Genomic DNA, 17,061 nt, shown 5'->3' with positions numbered 1-17,061 from the left:
GTTCAACAACCGGTGAGCGTGCGGCAGTTGAGAAGAGCACGTCAAGGTTGACGTTGAAACTTCTTGCTGTGAGTTTCAAGCCTCTTGCTGTAAAGCTTTCGTTGGGGATACGGTCGCGCGGGGTCGGACCCAAGAGAGCCGCATTCGCAAGGAGTTACCGCCTGTGATACCGAGAGCGAGACGGGCCGCGGCCGTCACCGCCGCAGCCCTCGCCGCCGCCCTGATCCAGCCACTGGCGGCCCACGCAGCCACCCCGCCCGCACCCCCGTCGGACGCGGCGCTCGCCGCCCAGCCCGCCCGGCACGACGACACCCGCGAGCAGTTCTACTTCGTCATGCCGGACCGCTTCGCCAACGGCGACAGGGCCAACGACAGGGGCGGCCTCACCGGCTCACGCCTCGCCACCGGCTACGACCCCACCGACAAGGGCTTCTACCAGGGCGGCGACCTCAAGGGCCTGACCAGCAAGCTGGACTACATCAAGGGGCTCGGCACCACCGCCATCTGGATGGCGCCGATCTTCAAGAACAAGCCCGTGCAGGGCACGGGCGCCAACGCCTCGGCCGGCTACCACGGTTACTGGATCACCGACTTCACCCAGGTCGACCCGCACTTCGGCACCAACCAGGACCTCAAGACCCTCATCGCCGAGGCCCACGCCAAGGGCATGAAGGTCTTCTTCGACGTCATCACCAACCACACCGCCGACGTCATCGACTACAGGGAGAAGTCCTCCGACTACCTCGCCAAGGGCGCATTCCCGTACCTGACCAAGGACGGAAAGCCCTTCGACGACAGCGACTACGCCGACGGCACCAGGAAGTTCCCGGCCGTCTCCGGTGCGTCCTTCCCGTACACCCCGCAGGTCACGAGCGACAGCAAGGTCCCGGCCTGGCTCAACGACCCGACGATGTACCACAACCGGGGCGACTCGACCTTCGCCGGCGAGTCCGCGACCTACGGCGACTTCTCCGGCCTCGACGACCTGTGGACCGAGCGCCCCGAGGTCGTCCAGGGCATGGAGAAGATCTACGAGCGCTGGGTGAAGGACTTCGCCGTCGACGGCTTCCGCATCGACACGGTCAAGAACGTCGACATGGAGTTCTGGACCCAGTGGGCCACCGCGCTCGACACGTACGCGGCCGCGCACGGGCGGAAGAACTTCTTCATGTTCGGCGAGACCTACTCCGCCGACACCTCGGTGACCTCCCCGTACGTCACCCAGGGCCGCCTCGACGCCACCCTCGACTTCCCGTTCCAGGACGCCGCCCGCGCCTACGCCGCCCAGGGCGGCAGCGCCCGGAAGCTGGGAAGCGTCTTCGGTGACGACTGGAAGTACACGACCGACAAGGCCAACGCCTACGAGCAGGTCACCTTCCTCGGCAACCACGACATGGGCCGCATCGGGTACTTCCTGAAGCAGGACAACCCGAAGGCGACCGACGCCGAGATCCTGAAGAAGGACCGGCTCGCCAACGAGGTGATGTTCCTCAGCCGCGGCAACCCGGTCGTCTACTACGGCGACGAGCAGGGCTTCACCGGCGCCGGCGGCGACAAGGACGCCCGCCAGACCATGTTCGCCTCCCAGGTGCCCGACTACCTCAAGGACCCCGAGATCGGCACCACCCGCACCCACGCGAGCGACTCCTACGACACCGGCGCCCCGCTCTACCGCGACATCGCCGCCCTCTCCAGGCTCCGCAAGGCCGACCCGGCCCTGACCGACGGCGTCCAGACCGAGCGGTACGCGGCCGACGGCGCCGGGATCTACGCCTTCACCCGGACGGACGCCAAGGCGGGCGCCGAGTACGTCGTCGCCCTCAACAACGCGGACACCGCGCAGACGGCGACCTTCGCGACCGGCTCGGCGGAGATGGCGTACCGGGGGATCTACGGCGCGACCGGCTCGGTGAGGACCGGCGAAGACCGTGAACTCACCGTCACCGTCCCGGCCGAGTCCGCCGTCGTCTACCGGGCCGCCGGTCACCTCGCCGCGCCCGCCGCCAAGCCGACCCTCACCCTGACCGCCCCGGCCGCCGGAGCCACCGGCACCGTCGGCCTCGGCGCCGACGTCGACGGGGGACAGCTCGACCGGGTCGTCTTCGCCGCCCAGGTCGGAGACGCCCCGTGGCAGGTGCTCGGCTCCGCCGACCACGCCCCGTACAAGGTCACCCAGACCCTCGGCAAGGCCGTACCCGCCGGGACCGCCCTGCGCTACAAGGCCGTCGTCATCGACTCGGCCGGGCACACCGCGAGCGCCACGGCGAGCAGCACCAGCGGCACCCCGCCCACGACGCCCGTCCCCACGGCCTCCTCGCGGGACTACGTGATCGTCCACTACAAGCGCACCGACGGCGACTACGGCAACTGGGGCCTGTACGCCTGGGGCGACCTCGCCGACGGCGAGTCCACCACCTGGCCGGCCGGGCACCCCTTCACCGGCCGGGACGCCTGGGGCGCCTTCGCCTACGTCAAGGTCAGGCCGGGCGCCTCGAACGTCGGCTTCCTGGTCGTCGACAAGAACGGGAACAAGGACGTCTCCGCCGACCGGAGCATCGACGTCACCAGGTCCGGTGAGGTCTGGGTCGAGCAGGGCAAGGCCGACGTCCTCACACAGAAGCCCGCGTACCCGGCGCAGGACACCACCAAGGCCGTCCTCCACTACCACCGTGCCGACGGCAACTACGACGGCTGGGGCCTGCACGTCTGGACGGGTGCCGCGAACCCCACCGACTGGTCGAAACCCCTTCAGCCGGTCAAGACTGATGCCTATGGCGCGGTCTTCGAAGTGCCGCTCGCGGCGGGTGCCACCAGCCTCAGCTACATCTTCCACAAGGGCGACGAGAAGGACCTCGCCGCCGACCAGTCACTCGACCTCAAGGCGAACGGCTACGAGGTGTGGCTGTTGAACGGCCAGGAGAAGTACCTGCTCCCGCAGCCGGCGGGCAGCGCGGCCGCGCTCGACCTGACCACCTCCAAGGCGGTCTGGATCGACCGGGACACGCTTGCCTGGAACGGCGCCGACGGCGCCGCCTCCACCCAGCTGCTCGCCTCCCACGACGGCTCGATCACCGTCAAGGACGGGGCGCTGACCAGCGACGACGAGCGCTGGATCCGGCTGGAGAAGACCACGCTCACCGACGCCCAGAAGGCGAAGTTCCCGTACCTGAAGGACGACACCGCCTGGTCCGTCGACCCGCGTGACCGCGGCCGGGTGCGCACGGCGCTCACCGGCCAGCTGGTCGCCTCGCAGCGCGCCGCGAACGGCGCCGTGCTGGCCGCGACCGGCGTGCAGATCGCGGGCGTCCTCGACGACCTCTACCCGGGTGCCACCAAGGCCGCGCTCGGCCCGGTCTTCCACGGCGGCAGGCCGACCCTCTCCGTCTGGGCGCCGACCGCACAGAGCGTCGCACTGGAGCTGGACGGCTCGGTCAGGGCCATGCACCGCGACGACACGACCGGCGTCTGGTCCGTCACCGGTCCCGCGTCCTGGAAGGGCAAGCCCTACCGGTACGTCGTGAAGGTCTGGGCGCCCAGCGTCCGGGGGGTGGTCGTCAACAAGGTCACCGACCCCTACTCGGTCGCGCTCACCGCGAACTCCGAGCGCAGCCTCGTCGTCGACCTGAACGACCGGTCCCTCGCCCCGAGCGGCTGGGCGGGCCTGCGCAAGCCCAGGGCCGTACCGATGAAGGACGCGCAGGTCCAGGAGCTGCACGTCCGGGACTTCTCGGTCGCCGACACCACCGTCCCGGCGAAGGGCCGGGGCACCTATCTGGCCTTCACGGACAAGAACAGCGACGGGTCCAGGCACCTGAGGGAGCTGGCGAAGGCCGGGACGTCGTACGTGCATCTGCTGCCCGTCTTCGACTTCACCTCCGTCCCGGAGACGAAGGCCGGGCAGCAGAGCCCGGCCTGTGACCTCGCCTCCTACCCGGCCGACTCCGAGCAGCAGCAGGCGTGCGTGGCGAAGACCGCCGCGAAGGACGCCTACAACTGGGGCTACGACCCGTACCACTTCACCGTCCCCGAGGGCTCCTACGCCACCGACCCGGACGGCACCGCCCGCACGGTCCAGTTCCGGCAGATGGTCCAGTCCCTCAACCAGGACGGCCTCAGGGTCGTCATGGACGTCGTCTACAACCACACCGCGGCGAGCGGCCAGGCGGACACCTCCGTGCTCGACAAGGTCGTGCCCGGCTACTACCAGCGGCTCCTGGCCGACGGCTCGGTGGCGAACAGCACCTGCTGCTCCAACACCGCGCCGGAGAACGCGATGATGGGCAAGCTGGTCGTGGACTCGATCGTCACCTGGGCCAAGGAGTACAAGGTCGACGGCTTCCGCTTCGACCTCATGGGCCACCATCCGAAGGCCAACATCCTCGCCGTCCGCAAGGCCCTCGACGCGCTGACCCTCGCCAAGGACGGCGTCGACGGCAAGAAGATCATCCTGTACGGCGAGGGGTGGAACTTCGGCGAGGTCGCGAACGACGCCCGGTTCGTGCAGGCCACGCAGGCGAACATGGCCGGCACCGGCATCGCCACCTTCTCCGACCGGGCCCGGGACGCCGTACGCGGCGGCAGCCCCTTCGACTCCGACCCCGGCGTCCAGGGCTTCGCCTCCGGCCTCTACACCGATCCCAACTCCTCGTCCGCCAACGGCACTCCGGCCGAACAGAAGGCCCGGCTGCTGCACTACCAGGACCTGATCAAGGTCGGGCTCAGCGGCAACCTCGCGAAGTACCGGTTCACGGACACCGACGGCAAGGCGGTCACCGGAGCGGAGATCGACTACAACGGCGCGCCCGCCGGTTACGCGGACGCGCCCGGCGACGCCCTCGCCTACGTCGACGCGCACGACAACGAGTCGCTGTTCGACGCGCTGACCTACAAGCTGCCCGCGCGGACGAGCGCCGCCGACCGGGCCCGGATGCAGGTCCTGGCGATGGCCACGGCCGCCCTCTCGCAGGGCCCGGCCCTCTCCCAGGCGGGCACCGACCTGCTGCGCTCGAAGTCCCTGGACCGCAACTCCTTCGACAGCGGCGACTGGTTCAACGCCATCCACTGGAACTGCGCCGACGGCAACGGCTTCGGGCGCGGGCTGCCGATGGCGGCCGACAACGAGGCCAAGTGGCCGTACGCCAGGCCGCTGCTCGGCACGGTCCGGGTCGGCTGCCCGCAGATCACCGGCGCCTCGGCCGCCTACCGGGATCTGCTGAGGATCCGCACGACCGAGCCGGCGTTCTCCCTCGGTACGGCCGCCCAGGTGCAGGGCGCGCTCTCCTTCCCGCTGTCCGGCACGGACGAGACGCCCGGGGTGATCACCATGCGCCTCGGCGGCCTGGTCGTCGTCTTCAACGCCACCCCGCAGCGGCAGGAGCAGACGGTCGCGGCCCTGGCCGGGACGCCGTACCGGCTGCATCCGGTGCAGGCCTCCGGTGCGGACGCGATGGTGAAGACCTCCTCCTACGCGGCCGGTTCGGGCACCTTCTCGGTCCCGGCGCGGACGGTGGCGGTGTTCACCCGGGCGGGGAAGTAGGGTCGGCTCTCGTCGTAGAACAGTTCGCACCACAGTCGCAGAACGGGAGTGCCCATGCCGCAGATCACCATCGACTACTCGGACCTCGTGGCCGACGCCTTCGACCGCGAGGGCTTCGCCCGGGAGCTGCACGAGGCGACCGTGGCGATCGCGGCGGCGAAGCCGGAGGCCTGCAAGACGCAGTTCCGGCCGAGCGCGTACACGGTGTTCGGGTACGAGGACCCCGGGGCGCGCGGGCACGCGATCGTGCACGTGACGATCGGGCTCCTCGCCGGACGCAGCGACGAGACGAAGGCGAAGCTCACTCAGACGGCTCTGGAGCTGCTCCGGGGGCACGTGGCGGACACGGGTCTCGCCCTGCACGCCTCCGTCGAGGTCCGTGAACTGGACGCGTCCTACCGGAAGCTCGACCGGTAGCGGCCGCCGCTCAGGGCGCGAGGGTGATGAGCCGGCCGACGAGCTCCGCGAAGGTGCCGTCGGCCGGCTCGTCCTTCACCATCTGCTTCAGCAGGGTCGCCATGTCCGCGTCGTAGGCCGCGCTGACCGCGACCAGCGCGGCGAAGTCGTGCACGAGCTGGAGTTCCAGCTCGGCGCGCGGGACCCGGCGGCCGTCCAGCCAGAGCAGCGCCGTCGACTCGGCGAGCGAGATCCAGGACCGGACGACCAGCTCCAGGCGCGGGGAGGCGTCCACGACGCCGAGGTGCGCGAGGATCTGCTCGTAGGCGGCCTGGCGCACCGAGTCGATGAGCGCGTTGGTCGTGGAGACATGGGCCTTGGTGCCGATCCCGTCGGCGGAGACGGCCGGTCCGCCGCGCATCAACGCCGAGAAGCCCGGTCCGTGTTCGTCCACGAAGTCGAAGTAGCGGCACATCACGCGCAGCAGCCGGGCGCCGAGCGGACCCTCGTGCGGCTCGGCGAAGCGGGCCGCGAGCTCCTCCGAGGCACGCTTCAACGCGGCCTCGTACAGGCTGAGTTTGCCGGGGAAGTAGTGGTACACGAGCGGCCGCGAGATGCCCGCGGCCGTCGCTATCTCGTCGATGGAGACCTCGTCGGGCGAGCGTCGGCTGAACAGGTCGAGTGCGACGCCGATCAGCTGCTGCCGCCGCTCCTCGACGCCCATCCTGCGGCGAACCCCGGTACTCATGCGAACACCTTACCGATCGAATCCGGCCGTAGGTGTTCACATGTCGATCACCAGCCGACCGCTTCGGGCCCGCGACACACAGATCAGCATCGAGTCGGTACGCTCCGTGTCCGTCAGCAGCTCGTCCCGGTGGTCGATCTCCCCCTCCAGCACCCGCTGTTGGCACGTCCCGCAGAATCCCTGCTCGCAGGAGTACGCGGTGTCCGGCAGCTCCCGGCGGATCGCGGCCAGCGCGGTGGAGTCGGCCGGCACGGTCAACGTGCGCCCGCTGCGCCGGAGTTCGACCTCGAACTCGGTGTTCCCGTCCGACGACGTGCGCGGCGCGAACCGTTCGAGACGAACGTCCGCGAAGCGCTCCTCGACGGCCGCCATGAGCCCCTCGGGACCGCAACAGTAGACGACGGCCCCTTCGCTCACCTCCAGCGCGTCGAGATCGGGCACGCCCTCGACGACCGTCACCCTCCCCCAGGCCCGGCTTCGCTCGCCCGGGGGGACCCCCATCCGGCCCAGCTTCTCGACCTCCTCCAGGAACGGCATCGAGGCACGGTCGCGCCCCGCGTACAGCAGCCGCCACGGGGTGCCGTCGGGGAGCGAGCGCAGCATCGGCAGCAGCGGGGTGATGCCGATCCCGCCGGCCACGAAGACGTACGACTCCGCCTCGACCAGCGGGAAGCGGTTCCGCGGCCCCCGTACCTCCAGCTCCATGCCCTCGGTCACCTGCTCGTGCACCTCGCGCGAGCCGCCCCGGCCGTTCCCGACCAGCCGGGTCGCGACGGTGTACGAGGAGGTGTCCTCGGGGTCGCCGCACAGCGAGTACTGCCGGACCAGCCCGGACGGCAGCACGAGGTCCAGATGCGCGCCGGGCTCCCAGCGCGGCAGGTCCGTTCCCTCCAGGCGGAGCCGTACGACGCCGTCGGCCACCGTCTCGTGCGCGGTGACCAGCAGCCGCAGCGCCCGTGAGCGCGGCCGGCCCGAGGTGGGCTCCTCCAGGGCGGGCAGCGGCCACAGCGGCGAGACCTGGATCCGGCGGCGCAGGGCACCCCGGGTCACCAGCACGGCGCCCGCGAGGAGCGCGACGGTGCGCAGCTTCGGCATCACGCGGCCCTCTTCTCCGCCGCCGTGGCCGCCGGGGAGGACGTCAGATAGGCGACGGCCTGCTCGGTGTCGCCCTCCTGCGAGGGGTGATAGTCACGACTCAGATAGCGGGGGATGGACCTGATCATGTCACCGGTCGAGGGGAGCAGGCCCAGCCTGCCACGGACGTAGAACTCCTTGAAGGACGCCTTGCCGTCGACGAGGGTCGGGTCGTTCTCCAGGAAGAACCGCGTACCGCGCTGCCACAGGAAGACCAGTGCCGTGAAGGCCGTGGCCCAGGTCCGCGCGCGCCGGCGGTAGCTCCCGTCGACATGCATGAAGAGCTCGAAGGCCACGGAACGGTGTTCGACCTCCTCCGCGCCGTGCCAGCGCAGCAGGTCCAGCATGGTCGGATCGGCGCCCCGCCGGTCCAGTTCGCCGGCGTTCAGCACCCAGTTGCCGAGGAACGCGGTGTAGTGCTCGATGGCCGCGATGAGCGCGACCCGTTCCATCAGCCACCACCTGCGCGACCTGCCCGGCGGCAGCGTGCGGTCGCCGAGCAGTTTCTCGAAGAACCAGTCGACCTGCGCGGTGTACGGCGTCGGGTCGAGCCCCTGCTCGCGCAGGTGCGGCAGTACCTCGTCATGGGCCTGGGAGTGCATGGCCTCCTGCCCGATGAACCCGATGACGTCCTCGCGTAGCCGCTCGTCCCGGATGTACGGCAGTACCTGCTTGTACACGTGCACGAACCACCGCTCACCGGCGGGCAGCAGCAGGTGCAGCACGTTGATGGTGTGCGTGGTGAAGGGATCGCCCGGCACCCAGTGCAATGGCGTGCCGTCCCAGGAGAAGGACACTTTGCGTGCCTGGAGCCGCACCCGGCCCTGCGTGTTAGACATGGCGTCAATGTACTGATGGGTAGGCCCGCTGAGAACCCCCGTGACGCATCTTGTTTACGTCGGTGTCAGCAACCGGGATCAGTGCAGTCCGCTGATCGCCCGCCCGTCCGTCAGCGTGCCCTTCAGCGTGGCCTGCGCTCCCTGCCTGGCCCGGGTCATGAGCAGGGGACCCTGGCCGGCCGCGGTGATCCCGCCGCCGGCACTGATCGACGCGGTGTCCTTGCCGCCCGCCGCCAGCAGGAACCAGTGCCCGGCCGCGGACTTCCACAGCACCCCGGCCAGCACATGGGGATCGAGCGGACCGCAGTCCCGTACGTCCGTGCCCTTGGCGACCACCGCGCCGACCCGCCCGCTCGGCGTACGGAACTGGGCCAGCGCCGCCGTGCCGTCGCCGCGCCAGGTCTCGGCCCGGGTGCACACCCAGTCCGCGGCCCCGGTGCCGTCGGGCAGCGGCTGCTCGGCGAACTGCCAGGCGTTCACGCTCCGGACGCCCGCCGAGCGCTCGGCCGCGAGCGAGCAGGCGAACGGCGCCCAGGCGCGCAGCCCCGCGGTACCGGACGCCTCCTCGGGCGCGCCCGGACTGCCCGCGGTCAGATGGGCCGGGACCAACTCGCCGAGATCCGTGGCCAGTTCGGTGCCCGAGGCGCCGGTCAGCTGGAGCACGGTCCACGAGGTGCAGCCGCCGGACTGGACCGCCGGGCTGGTCAGCGGTGCGGTGACGCCACCGGTGAGGGCCAGCGGGGTCGCGGCCGCGGCCGGCTTCATCAGGTTCCGCGACGCCGCCTTCTTCACCCAGGGCGCGGTCAGGTACTGCACGTTTCCGTCGGCGCGGCCGAGCACCAGCGCGCCCGCCTCGGCGCCGGTCGCACCGTCGACGCGCGCGAAGTCGAGGGCCGCGCCCTGGGTGCCGCTCACCGGCTCGGCGTAGCGGACGATGCGCAGGCCGTCGTAGAAGATCACCACCCGGGCGCTGTCGACCTGGCCCGCGTACAGCAGCTGGGGCGGGCCGGCCGGGCCGCCGGTCTGGGTGCCGGGGGTCGCCGAGACGCGGACCGTGCTGCCGGGGCGGGCCCAGACGGCGAGGGCGCGGCGCAGCAGGTCCTGGTCGCCGGTGAGCGGGCCGCGCGCGGGCCAGACGGAGAAGTCGCCGCGTGCGGAGGTCCGCCAGGCGGTGGGGGAGACATGGGTCAGCCGGGCCGGATCGAGCGCGGCCTGGGCGGCCGGGTTCTCGGCGTAGGCGGGTGCGGCGGCGCCGTCCGGGCCCCAGCCGTCGCCCGGCAGGGCGATCAGTGCCCCGCACACCGCGAGCGCGGCGGCCGCGGCGAGGGCTGCCTTGGTGTGCTGGCGGCGGCGCATCAGATCGGTGGGCCGGGCCTGGAGCGAGCACGCGTCGAACTCGGGGGAGGTGAGCAGCGCGGGCTGGACGGGCACGCCGTTCGCCGAGGCCAGCGCGCCGCCCGGGTCCTCGGCGCCGGCGGCGGAGAGCAGCCCGCGGACGTCGGCGTCGGAGAGCTGCTCCAGGCCGCGCAGCACATAGGCGGCGCGGGCCGGGCCGGACAGGGCGGACAGCCGCTGGTCCAGGGCGAGTTCGTCGGCGCCGCCCGAGCGCGGGAACAGCCTCAGGCCCCAGACCTGGGGGAGCACCGGCGGCAGCTGGGAGAGCCGGGGCAGGCCCTTGCGCGGGGCGGCCGCCTCCAGGGCCGTACGCAGGACGCGCTCGCGCAGGAACGCGTACCCGGGGTCGCCCGGCCGGCCCGAGGCCTGGGCCGGGATCGTGGCCGACTGCTGTTTGCGGCCCCGGGGCAGGGCGCGCTGGACGAGAGCGTGTGCGGTCAGCACCCGGCGGCTGCGGCCGAGGCCCGGCGGCAGCACCAGATAGGCGATCCGGACCAGCCGTGGATAGTGCTCGACGAGCGCGGCCTCGGCCTGCTCGACGTCGACCGGGCCGGTTTCCCCGGCGGAGGCTGCGTGACGCTGGGCTACATCCTGTGACTGCACGCCGTGGAGAACGAGCGGGACGACGGTTGGTCACCGCCGGATGGGTGATTATCGGATTTGAGCGTACGGCGCTCGGGGTCCGTATCCGAAGGAGCCGAGGCATGCTGGGGCCGCGAGGACCGGAGGAACTGATGAGGGTGACACGACTGCTGCTGGGTGCGAGCGCCGTACTGGCGCTGGCGGGCTGCGGCGCGGGCGGGGAGACCAAGGCGGTCCCGCCCACCGCGACCGGCAGCCTGGAGAGCCTGGCCGCCGAGGTCAAGTGCAGGCCGGACATGCAGACCGACGCCGACACGATCCGGCAGGCCATCTGCACGAACACCGACGGGAAGTTCATCCTCGCCACCTTCTCCACCGACCGCGGCCAGCGCGAGTGGATCAACGACGCGGAGGACTACGGCGGTTTCTACCTCGTCGGCCGCAAGTGGGTCGCCGTCGGCGGCAACGGCACCGTCACGGCGCTGCGCGGCACGCTCGGCGGGGACGTGGAGATCGGCGCGAACCACTCCGCGCACTCCGGGCACGGCGGCTGAGCGCGGCCGGGCACACGGGAAGGCCGGTGACGGGAGGGGGGCTCCGTCACCGGCCTTGTCATGTGGCCCGTGTCAGGGCTTCACGTGCGGCATCACGCGCAGTTCCGGCCGCTGTTGACGCAGTTGGCGATCCGGTTGGCCAGACCGCCGGTCGTGACGCTGATGAAGTCGTCGTGGTCGGTGATCGGCTTGTGCAGCTCCTCCGGGAAGCCGTCGACCGCGTAGGCGTTCTTCACCGTGCCGTCCGCCTGGATGACGGGCTGCGGCACGTTGTAGACCAGGCGCATCGTCAGCTGCGGGATCGCCTTGAAGCCGTTCGGGCAGACCCCGCTCGCGGGATCGGCGAAGGCCACGTGCGTGCGGTGGTTGGCGCTGTCGATGTTCTGGCCGTCCCAGCAGCTCTGGAAGGCGAACGAGCGCACCACCTGGCTGCCCTGCGGACAGATCGGGTACTTGTCCGTCAGCTGCACCTTGTTCTCGAAGCCGGTGCAGCTCCAGTGCGCGTTGGCGTTGGCCGGGCCGTTGACGAAGGCCTTGGCGTCACCGGTGATGATCCGCAGGAACTGCGGCATCGCGACGACCTTGCTCGCCGGGGAGCCGACGTACTTGATCTGCGCCTGCTGGGCGACCAGGATCTTGCCGACGTTGAGGTCCTTGCCGCCGCCGTCGGCGTTCGCGTCCTTCTCCTGGGTGCCGTCCTGCTCGCGGATGACCGGCCAGTAGTACGCCGACAGGTCGTTGCGGTTCTGGCAGCTGGTGCCGCCCTGCAGGAAGGTCTGGTTGCTGGAGAACGCGTTGACCTTCTGGTTGCCCACGTAGTCGTGCACGTGGTGGGCGCCGTTGGTCACACCGGGGGCGACGATCACGTTGTCGCTGTTGTGGTTCTGGTTCGCGTTCACGCCGCAGCGCGTGGTGAACGTGCCCGTCGAGGCGTTCTGCAACTGGGCCGGCCTGCCCTGGACGTTGGGCGCCACCTTCGTGATGTCCACGAAGTCCGCCGCGGCCGGGCCGTCACCGCCCTGCCCGCCGTTGTTGCCCTGCTGCTGGCCGCCCTGCTGCTGGCCGCCGTTGTTGCTCTGCTGGCCGCCGTTGTTCTGCTGGCCGCCGGTCTGGCCGTTGTTCTGGCCGCCGGCGTTGGTCTGGTTGGCGGACTGCGTCGTACAGGCGGACAGCTGGGACAGCGCGTTGTTGAACGCTCCGCCGACCCGCTGGATGTCGATGCGGATCCGGTCGATCGTCGCCGCGCGCTTGTCCTTGAGCGGACCGACGATCGCGTTCTGCACGAAGCTCGGGTCGTTCGTCTGCGCCTGCCGGGTGGAGGCGAGCCGGTTGTAGGCCTCGGTGATCTGCTTGTCGAGGTTGGCCAGCTCGGTCGCCACGCCCTGACGGGCCCGCCAGGGCACGTTCGTCAGCTTCTGGCCGACGTCCGGGCAGGAGATGGTCGCGACCTGCGCCGTCGCGGCCTTCGTCTGGTTGCCTCCCCAGGACTGGTTGTTCGACTCGTGCGCGGAGGCGTAGAAGTTCGCCCAGACCAGCCCGCCCCCACCGAGCGCTAGGGCCGCCGCCCCGGCAAGGACCTTGGTGGCCAGCGGCGTACGGCGTTTTCGTATGTTGCGTCCCATGGAACTCCTCTGACTTCCTTGCGGGGCAGCATCGAGGCGCCCGACAGGAGTGAAGCGGCGCCCTTGTGTACGGACGCCGCCCCAGAGGTGTTCACCGGTTTCACAAATTCCCCGTAGCAACAGGGGAGTTGCCAGGTCACAGCCGTCGGTGCCGGCCTCCTCAGCGGTCCTGGTCGAGGTGGGCGAGCACCGCCAGCACCCGCCGGTTGTCGTCGTCCGACACCTCCAGCCCCAGTTTGGCGAAGATGTTGGAGGTGTGTTTGGCGACGGCCCGCTCCGTCACCACGAGCTGGGCGGCGATGCCCGCGTTCGACCGGCCCTGCGCCATCAGCTCCAGCACCTCCCGCTCGCGCGGGGTGAGCCGGCCCAGCGGCCGGTCCTCGGCGGAGCGCCGGGCCAGCAGCTGCTGGATCACCTGCGGGTCCATCGCCGTACCGCCGGCCGCGACCCGCCGTACCGCGTCGATGAACTGCTCGGCGTCGAACACCCGGTCCTTCAGCAGATAGCCGATCCCGCCGGTGCCGTCCGCGAGCAGCTCGCGCGCGTACAGCTGCTCCACGTGCTGGGAGAGCACCAGCACCGGCAGCCCCGGCCGCGCCCTGCGGGCGGCGAGGGCGCACTGCAGGCCCTCGTCGGTGTGCGTGGGCGGCAGCCGGACGTCGACCACGGCGACGTCCGGCGCCGACTCGGCCAGCGCGCGGGTGAGTTCGGGACCGGTCTCGACGGCGGCCGCGATCTCGAAGCCGAAGGCCGTCAGCATCCGGACGAGCCCGTCGCGCAGCAGGAAGAGGTCTTCGGCTAGGACAACACGCACGGAATCTCCATGGTCACCATGGTGGGGCCGCCGACGGGGCTGCTGACGGCCAGGACGCCGTCGAATGTACCGAGCCTGCGCTCCAGCCCGGCAAGCCCCGACCCGGCGCCGACCGCCGCCCCGCCCCGGCCGTTGTCGGTGACCGTGATCCGCAGCCGGCCGTCGGTGTGGTGCAGGTCGGCCCAGATCCGGTCGGCGCCGGAGTGCTTGACCGCGTTGGTGAGCACCTCGCTCACCGCGAAGTAGGCCGCCGACTCCACCGGGGCGTCCGCGCGGCCCGGCAGCTCCACCGTCACCTCGGCCGGCAGCGGCAGCCGCAGTGCCAACGCCCGTACGGCGTCGCCGAGTCCGCGCTCGGCGAGGACCGGCGGATGGATGCCGCGCACCAGGTCGCGCAGCTCCTCCAGGGCCTCGGCGGAGTTCCTGCGGGCCTGCGCGAGCAGCTGCTTGGCCTGCGCCGGATCGTGCTCCACCAGCATCTCGATGGTGCCGAGGTCCATGCCCATGGCGACGAGCCGGGCCTGGGCGCCGTCGTGCAGGTCGCGCTCGATGCGGCGCAGCTCGGCGGCGGAGGTGTCCACGGCGTCCCGCCGCGTCTCGGTCAACACCCGTACCCGTTCGCTGAGTTCCGCGTCGCCGCCGAGCACCTTCCGGGCCAGCCGGAAGTGGGCCGCCAGCGCGCGCGGGGTGTACCGGTACGCGACGACGAGAAGCACGACGGCGAGCCCGGCCGCGACGAACGCACTGGTCAGGCCGGTGACCGGCACGAAGGCGTACCAGTAGGGGGTCCCGTCGGCCGGCACGTACGCCCGCCACAGCCCGGCCGGCAGCAGGAGGCCCTCGACCGGGTAGAGCACCAGCAGGGCGGGCAGCAGCGCGGTGACGAAGCCCGCCGTGAAGAGCACCGGCAGCCACAGCACGTCGCGCCGGACCTGCGGGTCGCCCAGCAGCCGGAAGGTACGCGCCCACGGCCGGGTCCCGGCCGGGAGGGGCCGGTAGGCCGCCGGGATCCGTATCCCGCACCACTGTTCCGCGAGCCTGCGGTGCACGTCCGCCAGGGCGCGCACCCCGGTCAGGACGACGGGAGTCGTGAACAGCCCGATGCCGAGCGGGACGAAGGCGACGGACAGGAGCGTCAGGACGAGGAACGCCACACCGAGGGGCAGCACGGCCAGGGCCAGCGTCAGGCCCTGAACGGCGGCCAGCAGGACCCCGCGTGTCCGCTCCCGGAAGGTGCCGTGACCGATGTCGGTGTTCATGCCACCAGTGTTGCCGAGACCCCTGCCGGAGTCAGTCGCCCGAAGCCCCCTCCTCGGGGGTGGTGCCAGGTACACCCCCGGCCGCGGCCAGCACCTTCGCCTCCGTCTCCGGATCGAGGTGCTTGACCGTCCGGTCCGGCCAGCCCGGTGCCACGCCGCCGGCCGACGTCAGCCACCGCCAGGTGTCGGCGACGGTCTCGGCGGCCGGCCGGCAGGCCAGCCCGGTGGCCAGCGCCCGGGAGACGTCCGTGCGGTGGACGGCCGCGTACAGTTCGCTCTCCGGCGGCACCCACACCGGCAGCTGTGTCCAGGGCTCGATCCCGGCGGCCAGGATCGTCTCCGGATCCGTCCAGCGCAGCTCGGCGTCCGCGCCCGTGACCCGGACACAGCTGTCGAGCAGCTCGCCCATGGTGGTGTGCCCCGGCGGCCCGATCAGGTCGTACGGCCCGTTCAGCTCCTGCCGGAGCGCGCCGAGGAGCCAGCCGGCCAGGTCGCGGGCGTCGATGAACTGCACCGGCAGCTCGCGCGGGCCGGGGGCCAGGACGGGGCCGCCGCGCGCGATCCGGTTCAGCCACCAGGGCAGTCGGCCGACGTTCTCGTACGGGCCGAGGATCAGCCCGGCCCGCACCAGCAGCGAGGCGTCCGTGCCGAAGGCCTCGGCGGCGGCCAGCTCGCCGCCCCGCTTGTCCCGGGCGTAGTCCGTCGGCCCCGCGTCGGCGGTGGCGCCCTCGACCACCGCTCCGCCCGGCCCGCCCGTGGCGGGCCAGGGCCAGGCGTACACCGACCGGCTGGAGACGTACGCGTAGCGCGCGGCCCGGTCCCGCAGCAGCCGTGCCGCGGCGAGCACGGCACGGGGCTCGGCCGACCAGGTGTCGACGACCGCGTCCCAGCCGCCCGGTTCGGCGGCGAGGGCCGCGAGGCCGTCGGGAGCGGTGCGCTCGCCGCGCAACGACCGTACTCCGGGCGGCGGTTCGTGCCGTCCCCGGTGGAAGACGGTCACGTCCCAGCCGCGCGTCACGGCTGCCTCGGCCACCGCCCGTCCCACGAACTCCGTACCGCCCAGCACCAGAAGTCTCATGCCGCCGATCGTGCCCGGTCCGGGCGGGCGGCGGTACGGGACTCTGCCGAGAGCAGAGCCGGGGAGGGTCAGCGGCCGGTCGGCGGGGTGTACTTGTAGCCGACCCGGCGCACCGTCTGGATCGTCTGCCGGTACCGCGCGCCCAGCTTGCGGCGCAGCCGGGCGATGTGCACGTCGACGGTGCGGCCGTCGCCGACGTGGCCGTAGCCCCACACCGTGGTGACCAGCTGGTCGCGGGTGTGCACCCGGTGCGGATGGGCCACGAGGTGGGCCAGCAGCTCGAACTCCAGGTAGGTCAGGTCGAGTTCACGGCCGTCGACGTCGGCGGTGCGCTGCACGGGATCGATCCGCACCGGCTGCCCGGCCCCGGACTCGGCTTGCCCGGCCTCGGCTTGCCCGGACTCGGCCGGCTGCTCCGGCAGCGCGACCGGCAGGAACGGCGGCCGCTGGTCGGCCGGGACCAGCACCAGGTAGCCGACCATCGGCGGCTGGCCGGGCAGGGTGGGCAGGGTGTGCTGCGGCGCGGGCAGCCAGGTGGCGCCGGGCGGCAGGAAGTCCGGGAAGTCCGGGACCTCAAGCACCTCGTCCCGGTCGACGGCGCGCAGCCGGTGCCGGGCGGGAGCGGTGAGGGAGGTGGCGGACGAGAGGGAACGAGTGGTCGCCATGAGAGGTCAGCTCTTTCGCGCGAGAGGTTCGTCGGGAAGGGCGACGGCCGCGATTCGTGGTCGGGCGCGCCAGCGGGACGTACGTCGTTTCGCGCTGGCCGGGAAGCCGGGGGTTACGGCTCTACAGGGCCCGCGCGTCGGTCGCGCGACAACACACCCGGTCGAAGTCGTGGTGCTGACGGGACGGCCAGAAGGGCTCGAGGTCATGGCGACCCGTCGCGGTGCACTTCTGGAAACTGGCCATGCGCCCATTGAAGCAGACGTGACCGCCGACGAGGACCCTCCTCTCACTGCTTGGACGCTACCTTGGCGGGAAGTTGACGCCGACTGTCCTCCGCCGCCGGGGATTCGGCCCTGATCAGCGCCGTACGGCCCGTTGGGCCGTCCGGAACGGTGTCTCGGTATGCGGACAGCGGTCCGGTGGGTTGGGCTGATCATC

The 17,061-nt window shown here is 71.6% G+C and carries 12 protein-coding genes; 3 read left to right on the top strand and 9 right to left on the bottom strand.

Translation table 11 applies throughout. The annotated features are described in order from the left end of the window. The first annotated feature begins 163 nt into the window (after nucleotides 1-163). Together pulA and BIV25_RS01435 are read left to right on the top strand one after the other, a co-directional pair. Nucleotides 164-5,536 carry a pullulanase-type alpha-1,6-glucosidase gene (gene pulA, locus BIV25_RS01440; protein WP_177235121.1) on the top strand — a complete coding sequence of 1,791 codons (5,373 nt, stop codon included), beginning with the start codon at nucleotides 164-166 and terminating at the stop codon, nucleotides 5,534-5,536. A 54-nt stretch (nucleotides 5,537-5,590) separates the two neighbouring features. Beyond that, nucleotides 5,591-5,953, top strand: a complete 363-nt coding sequence (locus tag BIV25_RS01435) for a 5-carboxymethyl-2-hydroxymuconate Delta-isomerase (RefSeq protein ID WP_071370232.1) — start codon at nucleotides 5,591-5,593, stop codon at nucleotides 5,951-5,953. A 10-nt stretch (nucleotides 5,954-5,963) separates the two neighbouring features. On the opposite strand, the gene BIV25_RS01430 is transcribed toward BIV25_RS01435, so the two are convergent. The 4 genes from BIV25_RS01430 to BIV25_RS01415 all read right to left on the bottom strand — a co-directional run bounded on the left by BIV25_RS01430 (nucleotide 5,964) and on the right by BIV25_RS01415 (nucleotide 10,651). Then, on the bottom strand, nucleotides 5,964-6,680 hold the full coding sequence (locus BIV25_RS01430; RefSeq protein ID WP_079176374.1) for a TetR/AcrR family transcriptional regulator: 717 nt from the start codon (nucleotides 6,678-6,680) through the stop codon (nucleotides 5,964-5,966). 36 nt (nucleotides 6,681-6,716) lie between these two features. After that, on the bottom strand, nucleotides 6,717-7,775 hold the full coding sequence (locus BIV25_RS01425) for a PDR/VanB family oxidoreductase (RefSeq protein WP_071370230.1): 1,059 nt from the start codon (nucleotides 7,773-7,775) through the stop codon (nucleotides 6,717-6,719). Continuing rightward, entirely contained in the window at nucleotides 7,775-8,653 is an 879-nt protein-coding gene (locus BIV25_RS01420; protein ID WP_071370229.1) for a metal-dependent hydrolase, read from the bottom strand. Before BIV25_RS01420 ends, BIV25_RS01425 begins: the two co-directional genes overlap by 1 nt. A gap of 78 nt (nucleotides 8,654-8,731) precedes the next feature. Next, nucleotides 8,732-10,651: a hypothetical protein gene (locus tag BIV25_RS01415; protein WP_071370228.1), complete on the bottom strand. Its 1,920-nt coding sequence runs from the start codon at nucleotides 10,649-10,651 to the stop codon at nucleotides 8,732-8,734. Between the two features lie 101 nt (nucleotides 10,652-10,752). On the opposite strand from BIV25_RS01415, the gene BIV25_RS01410 reads away from it, so the two are divergent. Further along, on the top strand, nucleotides 10,753-11,184 hold the full coding sequence (locus BIV25_RS01410) for a hypothetical protein (protein WP_371272976.1): 432 nt from the start codon (nucleotides 10,753-10,755) through the stop codon (nucleotides 11,182-11,184). A gap of 92 nt (nucleotides 11,185-11,276) precedes the next feature. Here BIV25_RS01410 and BIV25_RS01405 read toward each other — a convergent pair whose 3' ends face one another. The 5 genes from BIV25_RS01405 to BIV25_RS01385 form a co-directional block, all read right to left on the bottom strand. Next, nucleotides 11,277-12,806: a DUF1996 domain-containing protein gene (locus tag BIV25_RS01405; protein WP_071370227.1), complete on the bottom strand. Its 1,530-nt coding sequence runs from the start codon at nucleotides 12,804-12,806 to the stop codon at nucleotides 11,277-11,279. Nucleotides 12,807-12,966: 160 nt separating this feature from the next. Continuing rightward, nucleotides 12,967-13,620 carry a response regulator transcription factor gene (locus tag BIV25_RS01400; protein WP_071370226.1) on the bottom strand — a complete coding sequence of 218 codons (654 nt, stop codon included), beginning with the start codon at nucleotides 13,618-13,620 and terminating at the stop codon, nucleotides 12,967-12,969. After that, nucleotides 13,605-14,879, bottom strand: a complete 1,275-nt coding sequence (locus tag BIV25_RS01395; protein WP_071370225.1) for a sensor domain-containing protein — start codon at nucleotides 14,877-14,879, stop codon at nucleotides 13,605-13,607. Before BIV25_RS01395 ends, BIV25_RS01400 begins: the two co-directional genes overlap by 16 nt. Before the next feature lie 31 nt (nucleotides 14,880-14,910). Then, a complete protein-coding gene (locus BIV25_RS01390) occupies nucleotides 14,911-15,957 on the bottom strand; it encodes an NAD-dependent epimerase/dehydratase family protein (RefSeq protein WP_177235120.1) in 1,047 nt (348 codons plus the stop codon). A gap of 68 nt (nucleotides 15,958-16,025) precedes the next feature. Continuing rightward, a complete protein-coding gene (locus BIV25_RS01385; protein ID WP_071370223.1) occupies nucleotides 16,026-16,622 on the bottom strand; it encodes a winged helix-turn-helix domain-containing protein in 597 nt (198 codons plus the stop codon). Nucleotides 16,623-17,061: the final 439 nt, after the last annotated feature.

The organism is Streptomyces sp. MUSC 14 (assembly GCF_001866675.1).
Taxonomy (GTDB): domain Bacteria; phylum Actinomycetota; class Actinomycetes; order Streptomycetales; family Streptomycetaceae; genus Streptomyces.
The sequence above is the reverse complement of the archived record's forward strand: the minus strand, read 5'-3'. Positions and strand labels throughout refer to the sequence as shown.